The following is a 20,192-nucleotide window of genomic DNA, read 5'->3' on the forward strand; positions in this document are numbered from 1 at the left end:
AATAAAAAAGGCCCCAATGAGGGGCCTTTTATTATTGCATAAGGAGCTTAAAGACTCACACCATTACGTTGTGCTTTATCTTTAATGAAGGTTTTCCAACTACGCGCGAATTTACGCGTGCTTGGATCTTCTGCTGCTTTAGTAATCGCAGCGTAGGCTTGCTTATACTTTTCTTGCTGTAGGTAAGCTTCTGCTAAGTCAGAGTAAATAGTCCCTTTCTTATCAGAGCCTTCATCAAGAGCACGCTTCAATAAAACCACTGCTTTATCGAATTGTTCCTCTTGTAAGCGCAAGGCACCGGCTTTACGGAATAGCTCTGCATCGTTATCAAACTCTGCGGCTTCCTCGTAATACTTCGCTGCTGTCTTAATGTTTTTAGCATTATGAAAGTAGCTAGCCATTGCCGTGACATTTTGCTTAATGCGCTTAACCTTACCATCAGTGATGGCCTTCTCCATGTGGAAACCGGCTTTGTAAGGAACGCCTACAAATGAGTAGAGCTGTGCTAACACTTTATAGTCAGTTTCTGATTCAAAGAAACCACTGTCGTAAGCAATATCCATCGTAGTGAGACCTTTTTCATAGTCTTCTACTTGCATATAGAACTTACCAAGGTTAACCCAGGCTTTGCCGTCTGTTGGCCAGGTTTTCACCATGCGCTCAAGAATTTTAACTGCTTTATCAAATTCTTTTGCTTCATAGTGAGCTGCCATCAATAGCTGAAACGGTGCTTTCTTTGGCTCTTTATTAGCATTGAGCTCAATAGCACGCTCAGCAGGCTCTACCACATCTTTAAACTGACCAAGCTCATAACTCGCTTGAGCGATACGCGTGTATACAGTGGGATCTTCTTCACCAGTGAAGTCCATCCAGTCAATATACGCTTGCTTTGCTTCTTTGTACTTCTTGATGTTAGCCAACAAGTCACCAAGCAGCTTCATCGCCTGCTCTTGGTCGTTGAAGTTAAGCTCATCTGGCTTGATTGCGTCTTGTGTATACTTAATAGCCAACTGGTAGTTGTCTACTTGGGCATATAGCTGACCTAAGTAGCGATCAATAGTCGCACGGTCAAACTCATCAGACGGGTCAAGTTCTTTAAGAACTGCGATTGCGCCGTTGAAGTCTTCTGCATCAACAAACTCAAACGCTTTCATGACCTTCTTACCAGTGCGCTCACTCATGACCTTGGTCTTAGCGTTTTTGCGCTTTTCTATCTCTTCGTAGTTAGGCGCAGCGAATATCGAAGTACTCACTACACTACCAGACAACGAGATAAGCAGAGCGAGTGCAGTCACTTTAGATAGATTTTTCATACTACACTCTCCTTACTGGTCTTGGTTAAGTTTGAAGTCAAGCTGAACAGTGATGCCAGGCTGTTTAACCGGCTTGCCATCAACTACTTTTGGCTTGTACTTCCACTTACGCAAGGCACGCTTAGCTTCACGGTCGAAGATACGACGAGGTTCTGCATCGATTACCTCTACATCTTCTACACCGCCCACTTCGTTAATGGTGAATGAAAGCTGTACCCAACCTTCTTTACCATCACGCGCGGCTTGCACCGGGTATTTAGGTTCAATTCGAACAAGAGGTGTTGCATCACCATCTCGACCAAATGCACCTGGGCCACTTAGACCACCCGCTGAGCTACCTACATTGACACTTGGCATATTGAAACCGAGTGAACCTGGATTAGGGTTACTATTCTCAGGCTGTGGCGGCTGCGGTTTAGGCGGCTGCTTAGGCGGTGGTGGAGGCGGCGGCGGTACACGCTTACGCTCCTGCACCTTGGATTCAGGTGGATTCGTCATAATTTCGACAACGATCTTCTCTTTCTCGTTGGCTGCCCTGTTATCTCCACCGGAGATTAGGTAAGCCATGAAAAAGAATAAGCCGAAAGTAACTGCCCCACCTGCAATCAGTGAAAACAGAAAACGAATCATTACTTATCTCCAGCGATTGATATCTTATCGATACCTGCAGCTTTAATCTGGTCCATTACCTTTACAACCACACCGTGCTTCGCATCTTTATCCGCTTGGATAATTACGATTTCGGTAGGCTGCTCAGCCAATAGACGTTCAATGTTTGCAGCAACACGCTCGACATCGACCTGACGCTTATCCATCCAAATTTCACCGTTAGAGCGAATAGCGATGAAGATGTTTGCATTCTTCTTCTTAGTCGCTTGCGCTGCTTCCGGTTTATTTACATCAATACCCGCTTCTTTAACGAACGAAGTAGTTACGATAAAGAAGATAAGCATGATGAATACGATGTCCAGCATCGGCGTCATATCGACGGCTGCTTCTTCTTCTTCACGAAAACGTTGTTTACGTGCCATATTCAAATCTCTCTCTAGTGATGAGGCAAGCTATCGACGAGCTTCTCTTTAGCCATTTTTGCACGTGCTTCAAGACGTGTACTAAAGAATACACCCGATAGTGCCGCAACCATTCCAGCCATTGTTGGGATTGTTGCCATTGAAATACCTGATGCCATTAGTCGAGGGTTACCTGTGCCCTGAGTTGCCATGGTTTCGAAAACCGCGATCATCCCAGTTACAGTACCTAATAGACCAATAAGTGGACATACAGCTACCAATGTCTTAATCAACAACATGCGCTCATCTAATTTTTCAGACGCTTCAGAAATCCATGCATCGCGGATTCTGTGTGCGTACCAAGACGTAGTGTCCTGGCGGGCGTCCCACTTCGCTACAATCCCCTTTTTCATTTTCGGGAACTCAGAGAGTAGGAACCAATAGCGCTCAATCATTAAAACCCACATGAGGAAGAGTGCTATCGCGACCACGTATAATACCTGGCCGCCTGTGCCAACAAAATCCCTGATAGATTCCCAAATCTCCATCAGGACTAGCATTAGGCTTTCTCCTTCTCCGCGTGAGCAGCGATAATACCGGCGCTTTGCTCATCAAGAACGTGGATGATTGATTTACTGCGACCAGCAACAATAGCGTGAACTAGGATTAGCGGTAGTGCCGCAATTAGACCTAGAGCTGTGGTTACTAGAGCCATTGAGATTGAACCAGCCATGATCTTCGGATCACCTGTACCGAACAAGGTAATTTGTTGGAAGGTGTTGATCATACCAACAACGGTACCAAGTAGACCTAGTAGCGGCGCGATAGCAGCTAAGATCTTGATGATGTTGATACCCGCTTCGATACGTGGCGTTTCACGTAGAATCGCTTCGTCTAGTTTAAGCTCAAGGTTTTCAACGTCTTGGTTTTTGTTGTCGTGGTAAACTTTAAGAATACGGCCCAGCGGGTTACCTTCTGAAGGTGAGCTGGTGTTCTTAAGCTGACTCTTGATTTTACCTGAAACGATAGTTAGGTCGATTAGGCGCACAACAGCGATAAGTAGACCAATCACTAGTAGTACAGCGATGATGTAACCTACTTCTTCACCTTGGTGGAAGCGCTCTTCAGGCGTTGCTTTTTGCGTGTTCAGACGCAGGATTGAGCCACGAGTTGGGTCAATGTAAAAGCCTGTGTACTGGTCTGCTGAAGTACCGATTAGGTCTTTCGCTGAATCAAGTACGAAACCGTCTGGCTGACGACCTAGCGGTTGAATCGCTTGGTTTTCAGCAGAATAAACTAAATAACCGTCATCAGTAATAAGGTTAAAGTTACCGATACGAGTTACTTGCTTGGTTGATGTTGAACCGTCTAGCTCTGAAACTTCAGCTTCGAAAGAAGAAACTTTCGCAGACTCAGTCATTTCAGTTTGTAGGGCAATCCAAAGCTCTTCTAGTTCACGTGTAGTTGGTAGCTCTTTCGCTGCCGCTAGTGAACGAAGAATTTCAGCACGGCCAGGCTTTTCAGCACTAACCAGTGACGCTTCGATTGAACCAATGGTTTCTTGCGCTGCACGACGTACAACACCGAACATCTCACCTAGTGTACCTTTTGCGTTTTCAAGCGCTTGCTCTTTTTCCGCTAGGGTTACTTCGTTTTGAGCATACTCTTTTTGTAGACGCTCGCCACGTGCTTTTTCTGCTGCAAGTTCACGTTTTGCTTGGTTAAGCAACGCTTGCTTGTCAGCGCGTGCAGACAAGAACTCTTGTTCACGCTGTTTGTTTAGTTTGCCTTCAGAGATACGCTCTTTTTTTACTTGATCAAGGATCTGGTCAAGTACTTCTGTGTTTGCATGAGCGTTAAGCGCAGCACCGGCAGAAACTGATAGTACTGCTGCAACAGCAAAACCTTTAAATAGTTTCTTCATTCTCTATTACTCCGCGCCGAAGATTGGAAGTTTAACAAGATCCGGTGCAGCCTGTTTACGGGCCATACGGATTGTCTCTTTAACAGGCTTTAGGAATTCTTCACCCAAAGCTTCCCACTGCTTAGTGCTATTGTTCCACACCCAAGCATTCTTCTGGTCGAATGATTGCGCAACATAGGCAATACGACCTAGACGTGCGAAGTCTACAGAGATGTCACGACCGTCGATATTTAGGCTACCTTGGTCAGCAACCATTGTCGTGCTGTAGTCTTTCTCAACCATGTATGCTTCAAGTACCTGACGGAACTTCTCTGAAGTCGTTACAGAAGCACTGCTCATGATTTCACGTAGTTTTTCAACGCGAGCTAGGCGATCTTCGGTATTAAACGGAACGTCCGCTTTGATGAATTGCTCAAGCGTATCGATCATGCGATACATCAAAGGCACAACGTTTTGTTTAGTTTTGTCGATACCTGCAATCTGACGCTCTAGTGATTCAATTTGTGAATTTTGATCATCAACTAGACGCTGAACGTGGTCGTTATAGACCTTCATGATTTCAGTTTCATCAACAGTCGCGCGGTAATCAGCGATTAGCTCTTGCGTTTGACCATAGATGTTATCGATTTTAGTTTGAGACTTTTTAGCAGCCGTTTGGATAGTTGCACCCGCTTTGTGGATGTCATTCAACGGATCTGCCATCACATTGTTGCTTGCAAGTGCAGCTGCGCCAACCAACGCAGAAGCTACAAGACTCTTTCTGATTTTAACAGACATAGTTCCCAACCAATTAAGTAATGTTACTTTTTGAATTTTAATTAGCTTGCCTTGTGACAAACCAACCTAGGTATCTTTCTACTGATACCAACTTGCCAATAATGCTAAAAGGTTCCAGTGCTGTCAACTTGATGTTTATCGCAATTTTCCTTGATTTCGTCTTACTTTTTTGGTTTAAACATATTTTTAACAAATCAATTCTACTTATAAGCCGCTATACTGGGCATTGACATAATTTGGAAATGAAAAGTTAAATTTCTTTTTTTTTACAGTAAGTGAGGTATTAGCGGTAAGTTGCTTACTAAGTCAGTCTATATCGGCCATTTGTACCTTTTATAAGTAGTCTCACACCTACTCGGTAGGTAAAGGTTAGTTACTCTGTGTTGCTCGCAATCAACATAAGGCAACTATATAACAATAAACAACAAGGACCTTTTATGTTTAGATTCACCACTGTGCTCACCATCGTGCTTATATTTGTATGCAGTGGCCCAAGCTTGGCACAGCAAGATCAGGAGCAAACATTGGCGCAGGCCTTCGGTGGTTTCAAATGGAATTCCCAATTTGAAGTCGCATACGATGATATTGACCAACTGTTAGCGATGACCGTTGTAAACACGGGAATGTCGGATCGCTCGCGCTTGAAAAGCGAGCAAACTATCGGCACGCGTATGACATCGGGTCGTAATAAAGCAACAGCGCTTGAAGCTAATCGCTTTTATTTTGAAGGAGTCAAAAAGTCTGATCTCAAGCTCGCACTCACTAAAATAAGAGAAAGCCTGGAAAACTTGCCGCAAGAAATGCCCCTAAGTGAGCTTAACAAGAAAGAACAGCTCGCCTATTGGCTTAATCTTTATAACATGACTCTGTTAGAGCAGCTGGTTAAGCGTTATCCGCTGCACTCATTAGATGATGAAATTGAAGATGAAGGGCTCCTTGACGCTAAACTCATTACCGTTGCGGGCCACCCACTTTCACTCAATGACATCCAACAACGTATTGTGTACCCCAATTTTTCAGAAAAGCCGAATGTCATCTATGGCTTCTATCAAGGTTACATTGGCAGCCCCAGCCTTCACCCCGCAGCGTTTAAAGGGGCCACTGTATATAAGCAACTAGAAAAACGCGCAGAAGAGTTCATTAATTCAAATCGCGGCGCTCAAGTTGATGATGAAATACTTGAAGTGTCACAGTATTACCGACAAGCCACATTTTATTTCCCTCAGCTTCAAGATGACTTGAAACGCCATATTGCTATTTATGCTAAAGGCCAATTCGAATATGACCTACGTAACGTTGAAAAAGTTGAGATTGAAATTGAAGATTACACACTCGCCGACTTAACCGGTTCGGGCCGCCAAATTGGCGGCGGCGTCGCGAGCAATCAAGCTGGTATGCTCGATGCTGTTGTCAATGGTTCTGGTGGACAAGCTGCGGGGATGGCGGGCGCGGATGGTGGTTTAGGTGCGCAAAACGTAGGCGTGGTATCACAAACTATGCAAACGCGCACAGCAGACTTTGGTCGCTTTACTCCTGAGCAGGCAGAAATTCTGCGTAAGATAAGAGAAAAGCAGGAAATAGCAGCCGGCTCTGTGGAAATAAAAGACATTGATAAAGAGAAAAAGGAAAAGTCGGAAAACTAACATTCAAATGCAGCATTGAAATGTTACTATAAAGTAAATCTAACTTTTCAATGCTGTAATGAAACATTATCAAATCGCGTTCGCACTTTATCAAAAAGGTCAGTTTTCTCAATCACTCAATGCCTTAGAGAAGGCCGCTGAACTTAGCTCACAGGATTTATTGCTCAAAGCGGCTAATTTGATTTGCTTGAATCAAGGTGCTGATGCTGAACGCGTCTTCCAAGAACTTTTGCGTATTGAACCTGCAAATTTAGGGGCCCAATTTGAGCTCGCTAAGCTGCAATTTAAACGACAAAGCTTTTGTGAATGTATTGCCACATTGGCTAATTCAAAACGCAATGAAGCCGCGAACTTACTCTATATCGACGCGCTGATACGGACTTTACGGCTACGCGAAGCCAAAACCTTATTACTACAGAGTAAACGCTCTGCGGAGCAGGCGATACATTGGCACTTGCTGGATGTGGACTATGAGCTTGCCTCTGGGCATTACTTGGAAGCCAGTGAGTTGCTTCATCAGCTACGAAACCAACACCACAATAACTTTCATTTACAATATAAATTAGCTTGCCTATACCGTGATGTAGGTGAAACTGAAAAGGCCAAAGCGCTTTTTATCGACTTACAAAAACGGCAGCCAAAACTGCCCGAGTTGAGCTATGTGGTTGGATGTTGCGCTTACGAACTCGGTGATTATCGTAGCGCGCAGCAAGCATTACTTCACACCCTCAGCTTGGCTCCGAATTATATTCCCGCACACGAAAGTTTAAATAAGCTTTACTGGCACACTGAGCAAGAACAACACTATATGAGCAGTTATAAACAGACACTGCATCATTATGACTGGCACCCAGATTTAGTGTTGTCCGCCATCGAACAACTAATACGCATAGGCCATATAGATGAAGCTCAGCAGCTATGTGCCCAAGGCCTTGGAAAATTCAATGGCGACCCTCGGTTTGTGCATGCAAAAGCGCTGATTTTAGATAAACAAGGTAATGCTGAGCAGGCTTACTCCTTGTTCCGAGAAGCGGCCAATTTGTGCCCCAGTGTCACACGTTACCAAATTGATTTGGCGAACTGCGAACTTGAGCTGAGTCATTATCACGCTGCCGAAACACTCATAAAGCAAGCGCTAGATTACGCCCCAGACAATCAAGAGCTATGGGCTTATTTAAGCACAATATGGCGCTTGAAGGGCGATGAGCGATGGCAGTGGCTGTGCGACTACGAGCACACGGTTAAGGTTAAATCATTACCTACGCCTGCTCGCTTTTCTCAATTATCGGACTTCTTATCTGAACTCTCAGCACTTTTAACAGCCAAGCACCGTAAAGTGACCAAGCAACCATTAGATCAAAGCGTTGAATTAGGCACACAAACTTCAGGTAACTTGCTGTTTTCTAATCATGTGCTCATAAAAGAATACAAATGGGCATTGCACCTAGCCATTACCGAATATTTAGCATCTCTACCAACCGATCTTTCACACCCCCTTTATAGACGCAACTATGGCCAGTTTAAAGTCAATGGCAGTTGGTCGGTACAGCTTGGAAAAGGCGGTTATCATCGCAACCATATCCATCCCTCAGGGTGGATTTCAGCCCCGGCTTATATTCAAGTACCGCAGTCAATGCATAAGGATGATCCCACACGAAGTGGGTGGCTGCGCCTTGGAGAAACCTGTTTGAATTTAGGTGAGCGAGAGCAGATAGATAAACTCATTTGCCCTCAGCCGGGGCAAATTATTATTTTCCCAAGCTACCTGTGGCATGGCACCTACCCTATCACCAGTGAACAACCGCGTATCACCTTGCCCACAGACATTATGCCAACCGCTTGAACCGGCTCACAGCAGTTCACTGAAATAGGGGAATGCGCGCTGCGCTAAAATCGCCTCTTTATAATGCTCAAAACGGCCGACGGATGAGCTATACAAAGGCTTTCTAACTTGCCATACGCTTGCAGTTCTGACATGTGAGCGCTGATTATGAAAGCGCTCTGCCTCACCGTCATACTGGATACCCAGCTGAGAAAACAATGTCGTGAGCACTTGCTCCGGCTGCGCTACTAGTTGTTCATACTCGACAGTCATAATGTCATTGCCGTACTGATGATGCCAGTGCGCTTTGAGGCGCTGTTGATGTTCATACATATGGCGAATGTTATCAAGGTCAGTTGCATAGTTAAGGCTCGGCCCCAAGCGCTGAAAATAAGCCGAAAGCGCGTTATCTCTTATATCACGTTGCGTCCATATCACTTTTAAGCCGGGGTAGAGCTGCTTTAATATATCTATATAGAGGTAATTTTCAGGCCGCTTATCAGTAACCCAATCGTGCCCTTTCGCCACACTCACTAACAAGTCATCATACGCATGAGCGAAACCCGGTGTCCCTGCTTTATTTAGCAATTGAATTGGTTTGTTGGTGAGCTCAAAAAGCTGGCGATGTACAAACTCCAACTCACCACCAGCCTGAATATAGCTGCTAGCGCCTAATATTTGTTCTAATAAAGTCGAACCCGAGCGGAACATACCACAAATGATGATTGGCTGTACTGATGGCGAGTCTTGCGCGGCTAGCTGAGATATATGTTCGGCGCGGGCGAAAATATTTTGTTCAATGCGCTCAAGTGAAGCAACATTGAATGGTGCAAGAGATTGCTTATTGAGAGAGTTAGCGTGAGAGTAATGCCTCCACGCCTGTTTATATAGCTTCGCATCATCGAGCGCTTTGCCACAACTATAGTGTAAATCACACCTTAGTTGCGCGGGCATTTTAGTCATCACATCTTGGCATCGAGTCACATAATTGTGCGCCGACTCAGTATTGAACTGATCAAGGTCAGCAAGGCGCGACAGTGCCAATGGGTGCTGCGCGTCAATGGTCAGTACCTGCTCAAACAATTGCTTTGCAGCGCATTTGTCTCCGGCAAATTCTTTAATCGCAGCGAGGTTAAAGAGAGCATCAACATAATCTGGTTTTAGCTCCAGAGCTTTACCTAGCCACTGCTTCGCGGTCTCTGGATCAAGTAACAGCTCGGAGTACACCAATGCCAAATTGAGGTGCACCTCATGAGGGTCTTCAATGCCGAGCTCTAAGGCGCGCTCAAAGTGCGTTATCGCTATTTCTGGGCGTGTTGCTTTGCGGGCGTAATACCCACAATTGAAATGTGCTGTGTCGTCGGTGTCATGACACTGCAAATAACGCTCATATCCAGCGCAAATAAAAGTAAAGTCTTCTAAATGCTCACCGATATCAGTAATAACTTGACGATACTCGCGACTACTCGGGTTTAGTTGCTGTAAACACACAACATAGTTTTTGGCTTCCTCCCAGCGCTGCTCTGCTAAGGCTAAGCGCAGTAATTGGCGAAGCGCAGGCTCTTTAGTGTCGGTTTTTTTAGCTAACTCTTGAAGCAGAGTAATGGCTTGCTCTTTATTGTCTTCTTTTAATAGCGCTGCGGCATGTTGCAAGCTAGTCAAGCGACCTCCAAAAACCATAAGATAGGATTATTAATATTAAAATTTAGCAACAAAAAAAGCGAGCCGAGGCTCGCTTTTTCAGGGATTAAACAAGTTTAGAACTTGAATGTTACGTTTGCGTGGAAATAACGACCTAATGTGTCGTAGAAACCAGCAATCGCGTTACCGTTGGTAGAAAGCGAACCGCCTACCAATGGTGGCTCTTTATCCATGATGTTGTTAACACCCACTAATACGCTAGTGTAATCATTGATAGTGAAGCTACCTTTAAGGTCTAAGTAACTTTGTGAGCTGATGCCATCTTGAACAAGCGTATCATCACCACTGTAGTCACTAACTTCGCCGTAGTAACGCCATTTCAACGTAGCACGCCAGAAGCTGCCAGTGTCATAGTTCATAGTGAACACGTGACGCCACTCAGGCTGTGCAAAACACCCATTATCAAGTGTACCTACACAGTCATACGCCTCAGTAATACCTGGGAGGTTATCGTACTCTTTGGTGATGAAATATGAACCAATTAAGTTAGTTGAAAGCGTACCGCCTGCAACCTCAAAGTCATAGTTTGCAGAAAGGTCTATACCTTCCCAATGCAATTGACCCAAGTTGATATCTGTCGCTACCACTTGACCGCTACCTACCCATAGGCTGCCGCTTCCTGGTGTACGTTGAACGTTATCACATACTGCTGGGTCTCCAGTAATACCACACTGACGAACAATGACTTCAGGGTCGATATTGCCAATCGCGTCTTCAAGTTCAATATCCCAGTAATCGAGTGAGAAGTTAAGCCCTTCAATTGGCTCAGCCACTAGACCTAGGGTAATGGTATCCGCGATTTCAGGTGTCAAGTCAGGGTTACCACCGAAGAAACCATTATACTGATCCGCAGGGCTCTTACCTACGCTACCATATTGAGAAGCAGATACGCCTGTGTTCGCACACTGCGCTGCAGTAAGTTCAGGGTTTGCACCGGCACATGGATCTACACCTGGCCATAAACCAGAGCTTTGCTGTGCGAAGAGCTCACCGTTGTTTGCAGCACGTACTGCACGGTTATAGCTTGCACGGATTTTCCAATCAGACGTTACATCCCAGTTAATGGCTGCTTTATAAGTAGGCTCTGAACCTGAGGTGCTGTAATCTGACCAACGGTAGGCTAAATCAAGGGTGAAGTTTTCGAAGCCTGTTTTACCCTCTACAATCGGTAGGCTTACCTCTGTGTAGAATTCAGTTACATCGTAACTACCTTCCAAGCTCTTAGTTGTGCCACCTTGACCTAAAAGAAGGCCTTGCGCGTATACTTCATCGGCTGTACGTTCAAAGTTTTCTTCACGATACTCTGCACCAAATACCGCTGCAATTGGGTAATCTGAGCTCGGTAGCGTGTAATCGAATTCACCTGAGACGAAACCACCTAGGATGATTTGCTCTGTAACACCGTTCAAGATAGCCGTACCTGTAAGGGCTCCTGCCGCTTCTGAAGTTACACCCTCGTAGGTGAATACTTCGTATGGAATACAACCATCGCTGTCTGCACAGCTTTCACCATTCGCTGAAAGCGCTGTAGTGATACGTGGACCAAAGAAGTCGTTAATATATGCTGACGATGATGACGTTGAGCCGTATTGAGCAGTCACATCATACGTCCAAAGGTCGCTCAGCTCACCGCGCGTACCCAATACCATACGGAATGAGTTGTGCTCAAGCTTATCTGAACGAGGACCGCCTTCAACGTTACGCTTACCAATGTAGGTTGCGAACTGATCACCAGAGCCAATGCCGAAACGATCTGCTAGGGCTTCACGTTGAGCATCAGAGATAAGTGGGCTATCGAAATCCATTACATAACTGGTATCGAAGAAGGTGCCTGATTCTGCGATTTGCGCTGTAGTGCGGTCACGCATGAACATAGTTTCAACATAGGGGTTGAAGTGTTCATTAATTTCATAATTAGCAAATAAACCAAATGTATGGCGCTCATCTGGGCGCATAAAGTGGTTAATAGGTGCATAGTTATACACATTGCCTACTGAGTCGGTGAAGCCACTGTCTGGCGTCAGTGTCCAGTACTCGTACATATCTTCGCCGAAGTCTACACCACCGGTTTCGGTTGGAAGTGATACGTAGAAGTTAGGAATAACCGCGTTACCAGAACCACCACACGAAGTACCTGCAGCGTCTAATGCACATGAAGAGTAGTCACGCGCCCCTTGACGCAACTCATTTTGCTTAGTGTAGGTTACATAGCCAACTGCATGACCTTTACCACCATCAAAGGTGCCGCCAAGTGTTGCACTGAAATCAAACGCCGCGCCATCAAAACCGTCGCTACCGCTTGGGTATTCGAAGCCCTTCTCATCCATCAACCCTTGGATGTACTCATTGTCATTGTCATGTTGGTACGCAGAGCCACCAATATCAACTTGGAAGCCTTCGAAATCATCATTCATTACGAAGTTAACAACACCGGCTACCGCATCGGCACCATAAGTTGTTGAACCACCACCGGTCATTACTTCAACGCGTTTAATTAGCGCAGCTGGAATTTGGTTAATATCAGCCGATTGCGTGTAAATACCACCAGCCTGTGCTCGACGACCGTTGATAAGTACTAGCGTACGCTGAGCACCCATACCACGAAGGTCAAGTGTTGCTGTACCGGTTGCACCGTTTGATTGGAACGCAGTTTGTGATGCCTCGATTTGCGGTAGGTTGTTCATGATATCTTCGACGCGGGTGAAGCCCGACATAGCGATATCTTCCGCAGAGGTTACTTGTACTGGAGTAGCTGTTTCAAGATCAGTACGCTTGATACGCGAACCGGTTACTTCGATACGCTCAACATCATCAGCACCCTCTTCAGCAGCGATGGCATTTGCCGAAATGCCTGCTGTTGAAGCAGCACCAAAAGCAAGTGCTAAGCGCACTGATTTTGCGATTTTGCTATTTAACATTAGATTCTCCCTGGATCACTTGTAGACGTGATTGTTTTTATCGCGGCTGTTAACCGCTTGTAATTAAATGCACTAAGTAATGCACTTTGATTGTGATAATAAACAATTATGGAATTATCGGTCAACACCAAATTAACAAAACAACTATATCTATAACAAATTACACTTAATAAATATAAAACCCCAACACTTAGATCAAAAAACGGGACAGTGGGGACGCATTTGTAAACAAAGGGGTTTTTTGGATTAAATTAATGTAAACTGGCTATCTAGGGGGCAGTGAAGCGATGCGTCGCACACATCAGCAATATCATCGATGATGGGTTTTAGCTGTTTCTCAAGGTAATGTGCTAAGTCCAGTGGCCTACTGCTAGGGGTGCAGCGAGGACCATCAACTGTTATAACGTACTCAACCCAATCACCTTTAGCGTAACTTTGAGTACTGTTTCGTGCAGCTTTCACATGAGGGGGAGTTGCTTTGGTGTATTCATCAGGGTTTTTGCCTAAGCGTTTGGCATAAGTTAAGAGCTGAGCGTTATCCTCTTTCTGTAAAGTGTTAACATAACTATCAATGATATGTTGCAGATTTGCACCAGTGAATAACCCTTGAAACAGTTCACCTTGAAACTTTCTCGCCAGTGGCGTCCAATCGCTACGCACCGACTCCATACCTTTAAAAACGAGCTCGCGGTGCTTCTGGACCAATAAACCGGTGTAACGTTTCTTCGTTCCCACGTCTTTATGCCTTGCCTTGGGCATAAAAAAAGGTCGATATAGGCTTTCGTATTCAAGCTCCAAATAACTAGGTATTCCATAGCTTTGTTCAAGTGTTTGTCGCCAACGGTCGTTAATTTTTGTCACTAACTCTTTAGCTAACGCATGACTTTGTTCGTCACTAAGCTCTTCGGGTAGTGCGATAAAGGTAGAGTCGGTATCGCCGTAGATCACATCAACGCCATATTCAATCAGCCACTGTCGCGTTGTTTGCATAATATCGTGCCCGCGCAGGGTAATCGAACTGGCTAGTCTAGGGTCGTAAAAGCGACAACCTTTTGAGCCAAGCACACCGTATAGGCTGTTCATGATAATCTTGATGGCCTGCTGAAGATGAGGGTCACGGTGCTTTTTGGCCTCTTGACGGGCCTGTGCGAGGCTGGCAACCAAATCAGGAAGATGATGCTTGCTGCGAGAAAAAAATGCCTCATGATACCCAGCAATTGCGTCTTCAGGAGCATTGAGCCCTTCTATTAAGCCCATGGGATCGATACAAAAGGTACGAATAATACTCGGATAAAGGCTTTTAAAGTCAAGAACTGCAACATTTTGATAAAGACCGGGCACCGAGTCCATCACATAACCGCCTGGACTGTCGAAGGTCAATCCATGATCGCCTAAATTAGGAGCCACATAACCACTGCGATGTAACAATGGCAAATAAAGGTTGGTGAACGCCGCCACCGACCCTCCTAGCCGTTCTAATGGCAACCCTGTAAGCTGGGTCCGCACAATAGCAAAGTCGATCAATTCAAGACGAGCAAAGATGGCTAATACAAGCTCACAGTCTTTCAAGTTATATTCAGCAAGTTGCAGTTTATCTTCGTTGAAAAGCCGGGAAATCTCGGAAAGTTTATCTTTATTGTCGATAAGCTTTCGCTCGCCAAGGATTTCCTGGGCAACATTATCAAGGGCAAAGCTGGGGTAGTAATATGTGGCGTTTTTAAGCATATCAATGCCATCAAGTACAGCGCGCCCGGGAACTATAAGCTTAGCGACTTTTCCTCCGCGCCACACAACCGCCTCGTTATTGCGTCCTAAATTAAGACGAATACCCAATTGTTGAGCGCGATAGCACAGCAGCTGAAAGTCGAAGTCGACTACATTCCAACCAACGATCACATCAGGGTCAATATAGTGTATGAGCTCCTGTAACCGCACAAGCAAAGTGGCCTCGTCCTCGACATACTCAAGCCACGAGCGCTCTTCCGTGCCACGCCCGACCATCAGCACCTTTTGAAATCGTTCACTTACCAAGCCAACACTGTAAAGCACCCCATCGCCACTGCATTCAATATCCAGCGATAAAACCCGTAAAGTAGGCCGGTAGTGAGGGTGGCTTTTAAACCGCGCTTTGGCTAAGGTGCCATTACTGTTGGAGATACCTTCTACCCAAACGCCGCCGCGAATAAATCGCTCCATTAAGAAGCGCTCGTGGGCGCGGATATCATCTTCGTATAACGTAATTCCCTGCTCTTTAAGCTGTTCTCGCGCCGCATAAAACTGATTCAAGTGCGTGAAATAACACCCTGCCATGGGTTTACCGGCAAAAGAGTGCAGCGTTACTGCGCGGATATCACAAGGCAAGTTGGCGGCTTGGAGTAATTTTATCACTCGCTGCTGCTGCGATTGAGCAACGAAAAATACCGCAGACTCAGCGACAGATTGTGCTTTAACTGGGCCGTTGTCTGTGGCCAGCCAAAAGACATGACTGATACCATCGCTCAGTTGCCGTGTTTGCGCGGAAAGGATAAACCCTGCTATTGGAGCCAACCGAATACCTATAGAAGTGAGTAAATACAGCGCGTTGTTTTCTATGTCTTGCCCCAGCATCGCGACATAAGTGAATTGTCACTTGAGTCATATGCAGCCACACTCTAAAATGGTCGCACTGTAAATATATACATAAGTTGATACACCATGCTATCCGATCCGCTGAAAAAAACAATCCGAAACGCTCATCAGCGGATAGCTTCAAGCATGGATGATTATCGCCCTCGTGCCAGCCAAAACTACTTGGTCGCAGAGATAGCAAAAACACTCGCTGGTGAATATGACAAAAAGCAACGCATTTGCGTGGTCGAAGCCGGTACCGGAACCGGCAAATCTTTGGCATATTGCTTAGGTGCCTTACCACTGGCACTCAAACGTAATAAAAAGCTGGTAATTGCAACCGCTACAGTGGCCTTGCAAGAGCAGCTGCTCTATAAAGAGTTACCCTTTTTTGCCCAGCACAGCGGTCTTACTTTTAGTTATGATTTGGTCAAAGGCCGGGGACGCTATATCTGCGCCCATAAGCTCCATAACGCCGTCAATGGCGAGCAAGAGCAACTGGCGTTGATGCCCACCTTAAGCTCTCCTTTGAGTGACATGGAGCAAAAATGCCTGCATCAACTGCATGATGCTTACCAAAACAAACAGTGGCAAGGTGACCGAGACTCATGGGCCGACGTGATCCCAGATCGCGTATGGCACCTTATTGCCTGTGATAAGCATGCCTGCCAACGGCAGATGAAAGCACACCAAACCTGCCCTTTCCATCTTGCGCGACAAAAAATAGCGCAAATGGATGTGTTAGTGGCCAACCACAGTCTATTGTTAGCCGATTTGGAGCTCGGCGGTGGCGTGATTTTGCCGGAGCCAGAAAACTGTATTTATGTGATTGATGAAGCGCACCACTTACCGCATATCACTCGCGACTTTTCATCTGCAGCAGCCACCTTAAAAGGGACTCAGGATTGGCTCGAGAAACTACTCAAATTCAGCGGCAAAATGGCGCAAACCATTTTTAGCGCCAGCGCATCAGGCAGCCAGTTTAAACTCAATGATGCCCTTGATGATGTGGCCAGAGGCATGAAAGCCGTGCTGAGTATGCTTGATAGTGCAGACTTTCAATACACCGAAGACGACACCTATCGTTTCTCACACGGAGTGCTGCCGCAACAGCTCACAATGCAAGCCAAAGATATCAGTGAAGCCAGTAAAACGGCGCTACGCACCCTCAACAAGATGCACGAAGCGCTCAGTAGCGACGTAAATGATGGCGATGTGAAGCCGTTTATTGCTGACCCTATTTTAGCTGAAAGTGGGCAATATATAGCCCGCTTAGAAACGCTACAAAAGCTGTGGCAAAGTTATGCTAAAGAAAGCGAAAGCGTTCCTCATGCCAGGTGGATAAAGCGCATGGAGTATAAAAACCACCATGACTACCTCCTGAGTGACTGCCCTATTGAAGTGGGGTTTTACCTCAAAGATAAATTATGGCGCGAGTGTGCAGGAGCAGTATTGTGCTCGGCCACGCTCAGCGCCTTGGGCTCCTTTGAACATTTTGCCCATGAAAGCGGGCTACGCTCAGAGCAAGGAGTTAAGTTTATCAAGGTGCCCTCACCGTTTGATTACCCCAATCAAGCACAGCTGCATATTCCCAAAACCGAGTGTGAACCAACCGACAAAGCGTTTAGCGATTACCTTGCCAAAGCACTGCCCAATACCCTAGATAAATCCAAAGCCAATCTGGTGTTGTTTGCTTCCTATTGGCAAATGCACCATGTCGCCGAGCGTTTGCGTAAACAGGGGTGGGACATTTTAATGCAAGGCGAGCTCTCTCGGGATACACTGATCCGACGCCATAAGCGCCGTATTGATGATGCCCAAGGCAGTGTGCTGTTTGGCACCCAAAGTTTGTCTGAAGGGCTGGATTTGCCAGGCGATTACCTTACTAATCTAGTGATCACAAAAATCCCGTTTGCGGTGCCTACCTCACCGATTGAAGAAGCGCAAGCAGAGTTTGTGGAGCAAAAAGGAGGCAACCCGTTTTTATCCATTACCGTACCGGACGCCGCCAAGAAATTAGTACAAAGCTGTGGTAGACTGCTGCGCAAAGAAAGAGACAGTGGTGTGATTACCATTTTCGACCGTCGCTTAATCACCAAGCGTTATGGTAAAGCCATGCTCGATACCTTGCCGCCCTTTAAACGAAAAATAGATTATTAGATGTTTGAACTAGCTCTCGACCCATCGACTTGGGCCATTTTATGCGCCGTAGCCCTTGCTGCAGGCTTTATAGATGCTATCGCCGGCGGCGGCGGCATGTTAACCGTACCTGCCCTACTTACGGCCGGATTACCCCCGCATTTAACGCTGGGGACTAACAAGTTAGCGGCCAGTTTTGGCTCACTGACAGCCAGTGTCACCTATTACCGTAAACGTTTGTTCGACCCTAAGTTCTGGGCTGCGTCGATTCTAGCCACCGCTATCGGCGCTACCCTTGGCACTCTATTGGTCGATAGTATGAGCACCGAGTTTCTCAACAAACTCATTCCTGTGGTGATCATCGCCGTCGCTATCTACTCGTTATTTGGCAAGCTCAGTCCACAGCAAAGTAACGATTTACCGCTGCTCTCTGGCGCTATGCGTATAAAACAGTGGCTACAAGGCTTGGCCTTAGGCTTTTTCGATGGCATGGCTGGCCCAGGCACGGGCACATTCTGGACCGCGTCAAATAGCCTCCTTTATAAAATGAGCCTGTTGATCAATTGCGGTTTAGCCCGCTCGATGAATTTTGTCAGTAACTTTATTTCGCTGATCACCTTTGTAGCCCTCGGTCATGTTAACTTCTTACTCGGCGTCACCATGGGGTTATTCTTGATGTTAGGGGCCTGGCTGGGGGCTCATTCAGCTATTCGCTTCGGTTCAAAAATGATCCGCCCGGTATTTAACACCGTTGTTATTGTGTTAGCACTGAAACTCGTCTACGAGGCTTATCTGTAATGAGCTCTGGCCATGCATTAGCGCGATTACAGCAACAACTGAAGCGTCTGCGCAGCGATGCTGAACAGTTTGATAAAGCCAATTGGTTTGCTAAAAATCGTTTTATGCAATCCAAACATGCATTGTTCGATCGCAGTGTGTTTAATAGCAAAAGTATGCTGCTCGTTGATTACGTTGATGAAGTGCAAACGCAACTTGAAAGACTAACGAGAAGCCTTGAGCATCAAGGTCGTCATCAATATGGTTTCGCTCTCACGCACATTACCGAGCAAATAGAAGCCATCGTCAAAGTGCTTAAGGCAACGTCTGTATGGGCGAAAGAAAATACACCTACGGCGAGAGCAAAAAAGTACCAAAAAGCGGTGAAAAAAATTATTCAGCCAACCAATGAGCTTTATCAAGAGCTGGCTAAAAATCACGAATTTGAACGTCGCTTGGGGCAAATGATTGACGACCGCAAACAACAGATGCAAGGCGCTGATGCCGCCACCGTTGCTAAGTTAAATCAGGAAATCTTAGCGCTGCATGCACGCTTAGGACGCTGTCGTAAGGCCATTAGCGCCTGTGAAGAAAAAATACAATTAGCAGAGAAACAAGCGATACGATGAAATTATTTTATCACCCTATCTACTCTCAGCTCGACCTACCTGCTCACCATCGTTTTCCAATCAGTAAATATCAACAACTCTTCGACATGCTGTGCGCACACCCAGAACTCAAATCAGGTTTTACTATTAGTTGCGCCGAACCTATCTCGGTGAGCACGTTAGAGCTTGCTCATGATGCTGACTATGTTCATCAGTTCATAACGGGCACATTGGCGGATAAAGCGCAAAAACGCATCGGCTTTTGCCATAGCGACGCATTGGTAGAGCGCACCCTACAATCAGTTGGCAACACTTTGGGCGCAGCCCAAGCGGCGCTTAAAGACGGGGCCGCGATGAATTTAGCTGGCGGTTACCACCATGCCTTTAGCAACTATGGCAGTGGCTTTTGTATTTTTAATGATGCTATCACCGCAGCCCGATATTTGTATCAAGCGGGGCTCATTGATAACGCCCTTATTATTGATTTAGATGTTCACCAAGGTGATGGCAGCGCCGCTATCGCTGAGAGGGACGACGCCATTACAACCTTGTCATTGCATGGTGAGCGTAACTTTCCACGCATCAAGCAAAGCTCAGACTACGACTTTGCTCTGCCTTTGCATTGCGACGACCGTGTTTTCTTGGAGACACTCACACAAGCGCTAAAGTTAACGCAGCGTCTGCATCGCCCGGATATTATTTTCTATAATGCTGGGGCCGATGTACACAACGATGACGAGTTAGGAACCCTGAGCCTAAGCTTAGCCGGTGTCGGCGCTCGTGATGCTCAAGTGCTTACTCATGCTAAACACCATCAAATCCCAATTTGCACTATGCTTGGCGGCGGATATCAACGCAATGTAGAGCAGCTTGTCAAAGTGCATTGGCAACTTGTAGAGCAATTTCATCAGTGCTTTATATTGGACAGTTAGGTAACCTGAGCTATGCTAATT

At 46.0% G+C, this 20,192-nt stretch carries 15 protein-coding genes; 6 read left to right on the plus strand and 9 right to left on the minus strand.

Annotation, left to right across the window (positions count from 1 at the left end; all coding sequences use genetic code 11):
• Positions 1-47 precede the first annotated feature (47 nt).
• Genes MHM93_RS13145 through MHM93_RS13170 form a run of 6 tightly spaced genes read right to left on the minus strand, consistent with a single transcriptional unit; the run spans position 48 to position 5,024 of the window.
• Positions 48-1,313, minus strand: coding sequence for a tetratricopeptide repeat protein (locus tag MHM93_RS13145; RefSeq protein WP_239449393.1), 1,266 nt, complete (start codon positions 1,311-1,313; stop codon positions 48-50).
• 12 nt (positions 1,314-1,325) lie between these two features.
• Positions 1,326-1,943, minus strand: a complete 618-nt coding sequence (locus MHM93_RS13150; RefSeq protein WP_022946740.1) for an energy transducer TonB — start codon at positions 1,941-1,943, stop codon at positions 1,326-1,328.
• On the minus strand, positions 1,943-2,344 hold the full coding sequence (locus MHM93_RS13155) for a biopolymer transporter ExbD (RefSeq protein ID WP_053910968.1): 402 nt from the start codon (positions 2,342-2,344) through the stop codon (positions 1,943-1,945). The genes MHM93_RS13150 and MHM93_RS13155 overlap by 1 nt, the downstream gene beginning before the upstream one ends.
• 14 nt (positions 2,345-2,358) lie before the next feature.
• A complete protein-coding gene (locus tag MHM93_RS13160) occupies positions 2,359-2,883 on the minus strand; it encodes a MotA/TolQ/ExbB proton channel family protein (protein WP_045979764.1) in 525 nt (174 codons plus the stop codon).
• On the minus strand, positions 2,883-4,247 hold the full coding sequence (locus MHM93_RS13165) for a MotA/TolQ/ExbB proton channel family protein (protein WP_022946737.1): 1,365 nt from the start codon (positions 4,245-4,247) through the stop codon (positions 2,883-2,885). Before MHM93_RS13165 ends, MHM93_RS13160 begins: the two co-directional genes overlap by 1 nt.
• A gap of 6 nt (positions 4,248-4,253) precedes the next feature.
• Entirely contained in the window at positions 4,254-5,024 is a 771-nt protein-coding gene (locus MHM93_RS13170) for a DUF3450 domain-containing protein (RefSeq protein WP_026111376.1), read from the minus strand.
• Positions 5,025-5,461: 437 nt separating this feature from the next.
• On the opposite strand from MHM93_RS13170, the gene MHM93_RS13175 reads away from it, so the two are divergent.
• Both MHM93_RS13175 and MHM93_RS13180 read left to right on the plus strand, forming a co-directional pair.
• Positions 5,462-6,667: a DUF547 domain-containing protein gene (locus tag MHM93_RS13175; RefSeq protein ID WP_239449394.1), complete on the plus strand. Its 1,206-nt coding sequence runs from the start codon at positions 5,462-5,464 to the stop codon at positions 6,665-6,667.
• A 58-nt stretch (positions 6,668-6,725) separates the two neighbouring features.
• Positions 6,726-8,510, plus strand: coding sequence for a putative 2OG-Fe(II) oxygenase (locus tag MHM93_RS13180; protein WP_239449395.1), 1,785 nt, complete (start codon positions 6,726-6,728; stop codon positions 8,508-8,510).
• A gap of 6 nt (positions 8,511-8,516) precedes the next feature.
• Here MHM93_RS13180 and MHM93_RS13185 read toward each other — a convergent pair whose 3' ends face one another.
• The 3 genes from MHM93_RS13185 to MHM93_RS13195 form a co-directional block, all read right to left on the minus strand.
• Positions 8,517-10,151, minus strand: coding sequence for a sulfotransferase (locus tag MHM93_RS13185; RefSeq protein WP_239449396.1), 1,635 nt, complete (start codon positions 10,149-10,151; stop codon positions 8,517-8,519).
• A gap of 95 nt (positions 10,152-10,246) precedes the next feature.
• Complete coding sequence (locus MHM93_RS13190; protein WP_239449397.1) at positions 10,247-13,108, minus strand: TonB-dependent receptor; 2,862 nt, start codon at positions 13,106-13,108, stop codon at positions 10,247-10,249.
• A 246-nt stretch (positions 13,109-13,354) separates the two neighbouring features.
• Complete coding sequence (locus tag MHM93_RS13195) at positions 13,355-15,655, minus strand: DNA polymerase II (RefSeq protein ID WP_239449398.1); 2,301 nt, start codon at positions 15,653-15,655, stop codon at positions 13,355-13,357.
• Between the two features lie 147 nt (positions 15,656-15,802).
• Here MHM93_RS13195 and dinG point away from each other — a divergent pair, with 147 nt between their 5' ends.
• The 4 genes from dinG to MHM93_RS13215 are packed head-to-tail and all read left to right on the plus strand — an operon-like array spanning position 15,803 to position 20,171.
• The gene (dinG, locus tag MHM93_RS13200) at positions 15,803-17,875 is read left to right on the plus strand and encodes an ATP-dependent DNA helicase DinG (protein ID WP_239449399.1); all 2,073 of its coding nucleotides are present in this window, start codon (positions 15,803-15,805) and stop codon (positions 17,873-17,875) included.
• Positions 17,876-18,652 (plus strand): TSUP family transporter, encoded by a 777-nt coding sequence (locus MHM93_RS13205; RefSeq protein WP_239449400.1) that lies wholly within the window; start codon positions 17,876-17,878, stop codon positions 18,650-18,652.
• Positions 18,652-19,260: a primosomal replication protein gene (locus tag MHM93_RS13210; RefSeq protein WP_239449401.1), complete on the plus strand. Its 609-nt coding sequence runs from the start codon at positions 18,652-18,654 to the stop codon at positions 19,258-19,260. The genes MHM93_RS13205 and MHM93_RS13210 overlap by 1 nt, the downstream gene beginning before the upstream one ends.
• A complete protein-coding gene (locus MHM93_RS13215; RefSeq protein ID WP_239449402.1) occupies positions 19,257-20,171 on the plus strand; it encodes a histone deacetylase in 915 nt (304 codons plus the stop codon). Before MHM93_RS13210 ends, MHM93_RS13215 begins: the two co-directional genes overlap by 4 nt.
• Positions 20,172-20,192: the final 21 nt, after the last annotated feature.

The organism is Pseudoalteromonas sp. MM17-2, from assembly GCF_022347945.1.
GTDB lineage: Bacteria > Pseudomonadota > Gammaproteobacteria > Enterobacterales > Alteromonadaceae > Pseudoalteromonas > Pseudoalteromonas ruthenica.

Bases quoted from the DNA above. Each gene is read 5' to 3' on its own strand.
- MHM93_RS13145 (WP_239449393.1), bottom strand. From the start codon at position 1,313: ATGAAAAATCTATCTAAAGTGACTGCACTCGCTCTGCTTATCTCGTTG.
- MHM93_RS13150 (WP_022946740.1), bottom strand. From the start codon at position 1,943: ATGATTCGTTTTCTGTTTTCACTGATTGCAGGTGGGGCAGTTACTTTC.
- MHM93_RS13155 (WP_053910968.1), bottom strand. From the start codon at position 2,344: ATGGCACGTAAACAACGTTTTCGTGAAGAAGAAGAAGCAGCCGTCGAT.
- MHM93_RS13160 (WP_045979764.1), bottom strand. From the start codon at position 2,883: ATGCTAGTCCTGATGGAGATTTGGGAATCTATCAGGGATTTTGTTGGC.
- MHM93_RS13165 (WP_022946737.1), bottom strand. From the start codon at position 4,247: ATGAAGAAACTATTTAAAGGTTTTGCTGTTGCAGCAGTACTATCAGTT.
- MHM93_RS13170 (WP_026111376.1), bottom strand. From the start codon at position 5,024: ATGTCTGTTAAAATCAGAAAGAGTCTTGTAGCTTCTGCGTTGGTTGGC.
- MHM93_RS13175 (WP_239449394.1), top strand. From the start codon at position 5,462: ATGTTTAGATTCACCACTGTGCTCACCATCGTGCTTATATTTGTATGC.
- MHM93_RS13180 (WP_239449395.1), top strand. From the start codon at position 6,726: ATGAAACATTATCAAATCGCGTTCGCACTTTATCAAAAAGGTCAGTTT.
- MHM93_RS13190 (WP_239449397.1), bottom strand. From the start codon at position 13,108: ATGTTAAATAGCAAAATCGCAAAATCAGTGCGCTTAGCACTTGCTTTT.
- dinG (WP_239449399.1), top strand. From the start codon at position 15,803: ATGCTATCCGATCCGCTGAAAAAAACAATCCGAAACGCTCATCAGCGG.
- MHM93_RS13205 (WP_239449400.1), top strand. From the start codon at position 17,876: ATGTTTGAACTAGCTCTCGACCCATCGACTTGGGCCATTTTATGCGCC.
- MHM93_RS13210 (WP_239449401.1), top strand. From the start codon at position 18,652: ATGAGCTCTGGCCATGCATTAGCGCGATTACAGCAACAACTGAAGCGT.
- MHM93_RS13215 (WP_239449402.1), top strand. From the start codon at position 19,257: ATGAAATTATTTTATCACCCTATCTACTCTCAGCTCGACCTACCTGCT.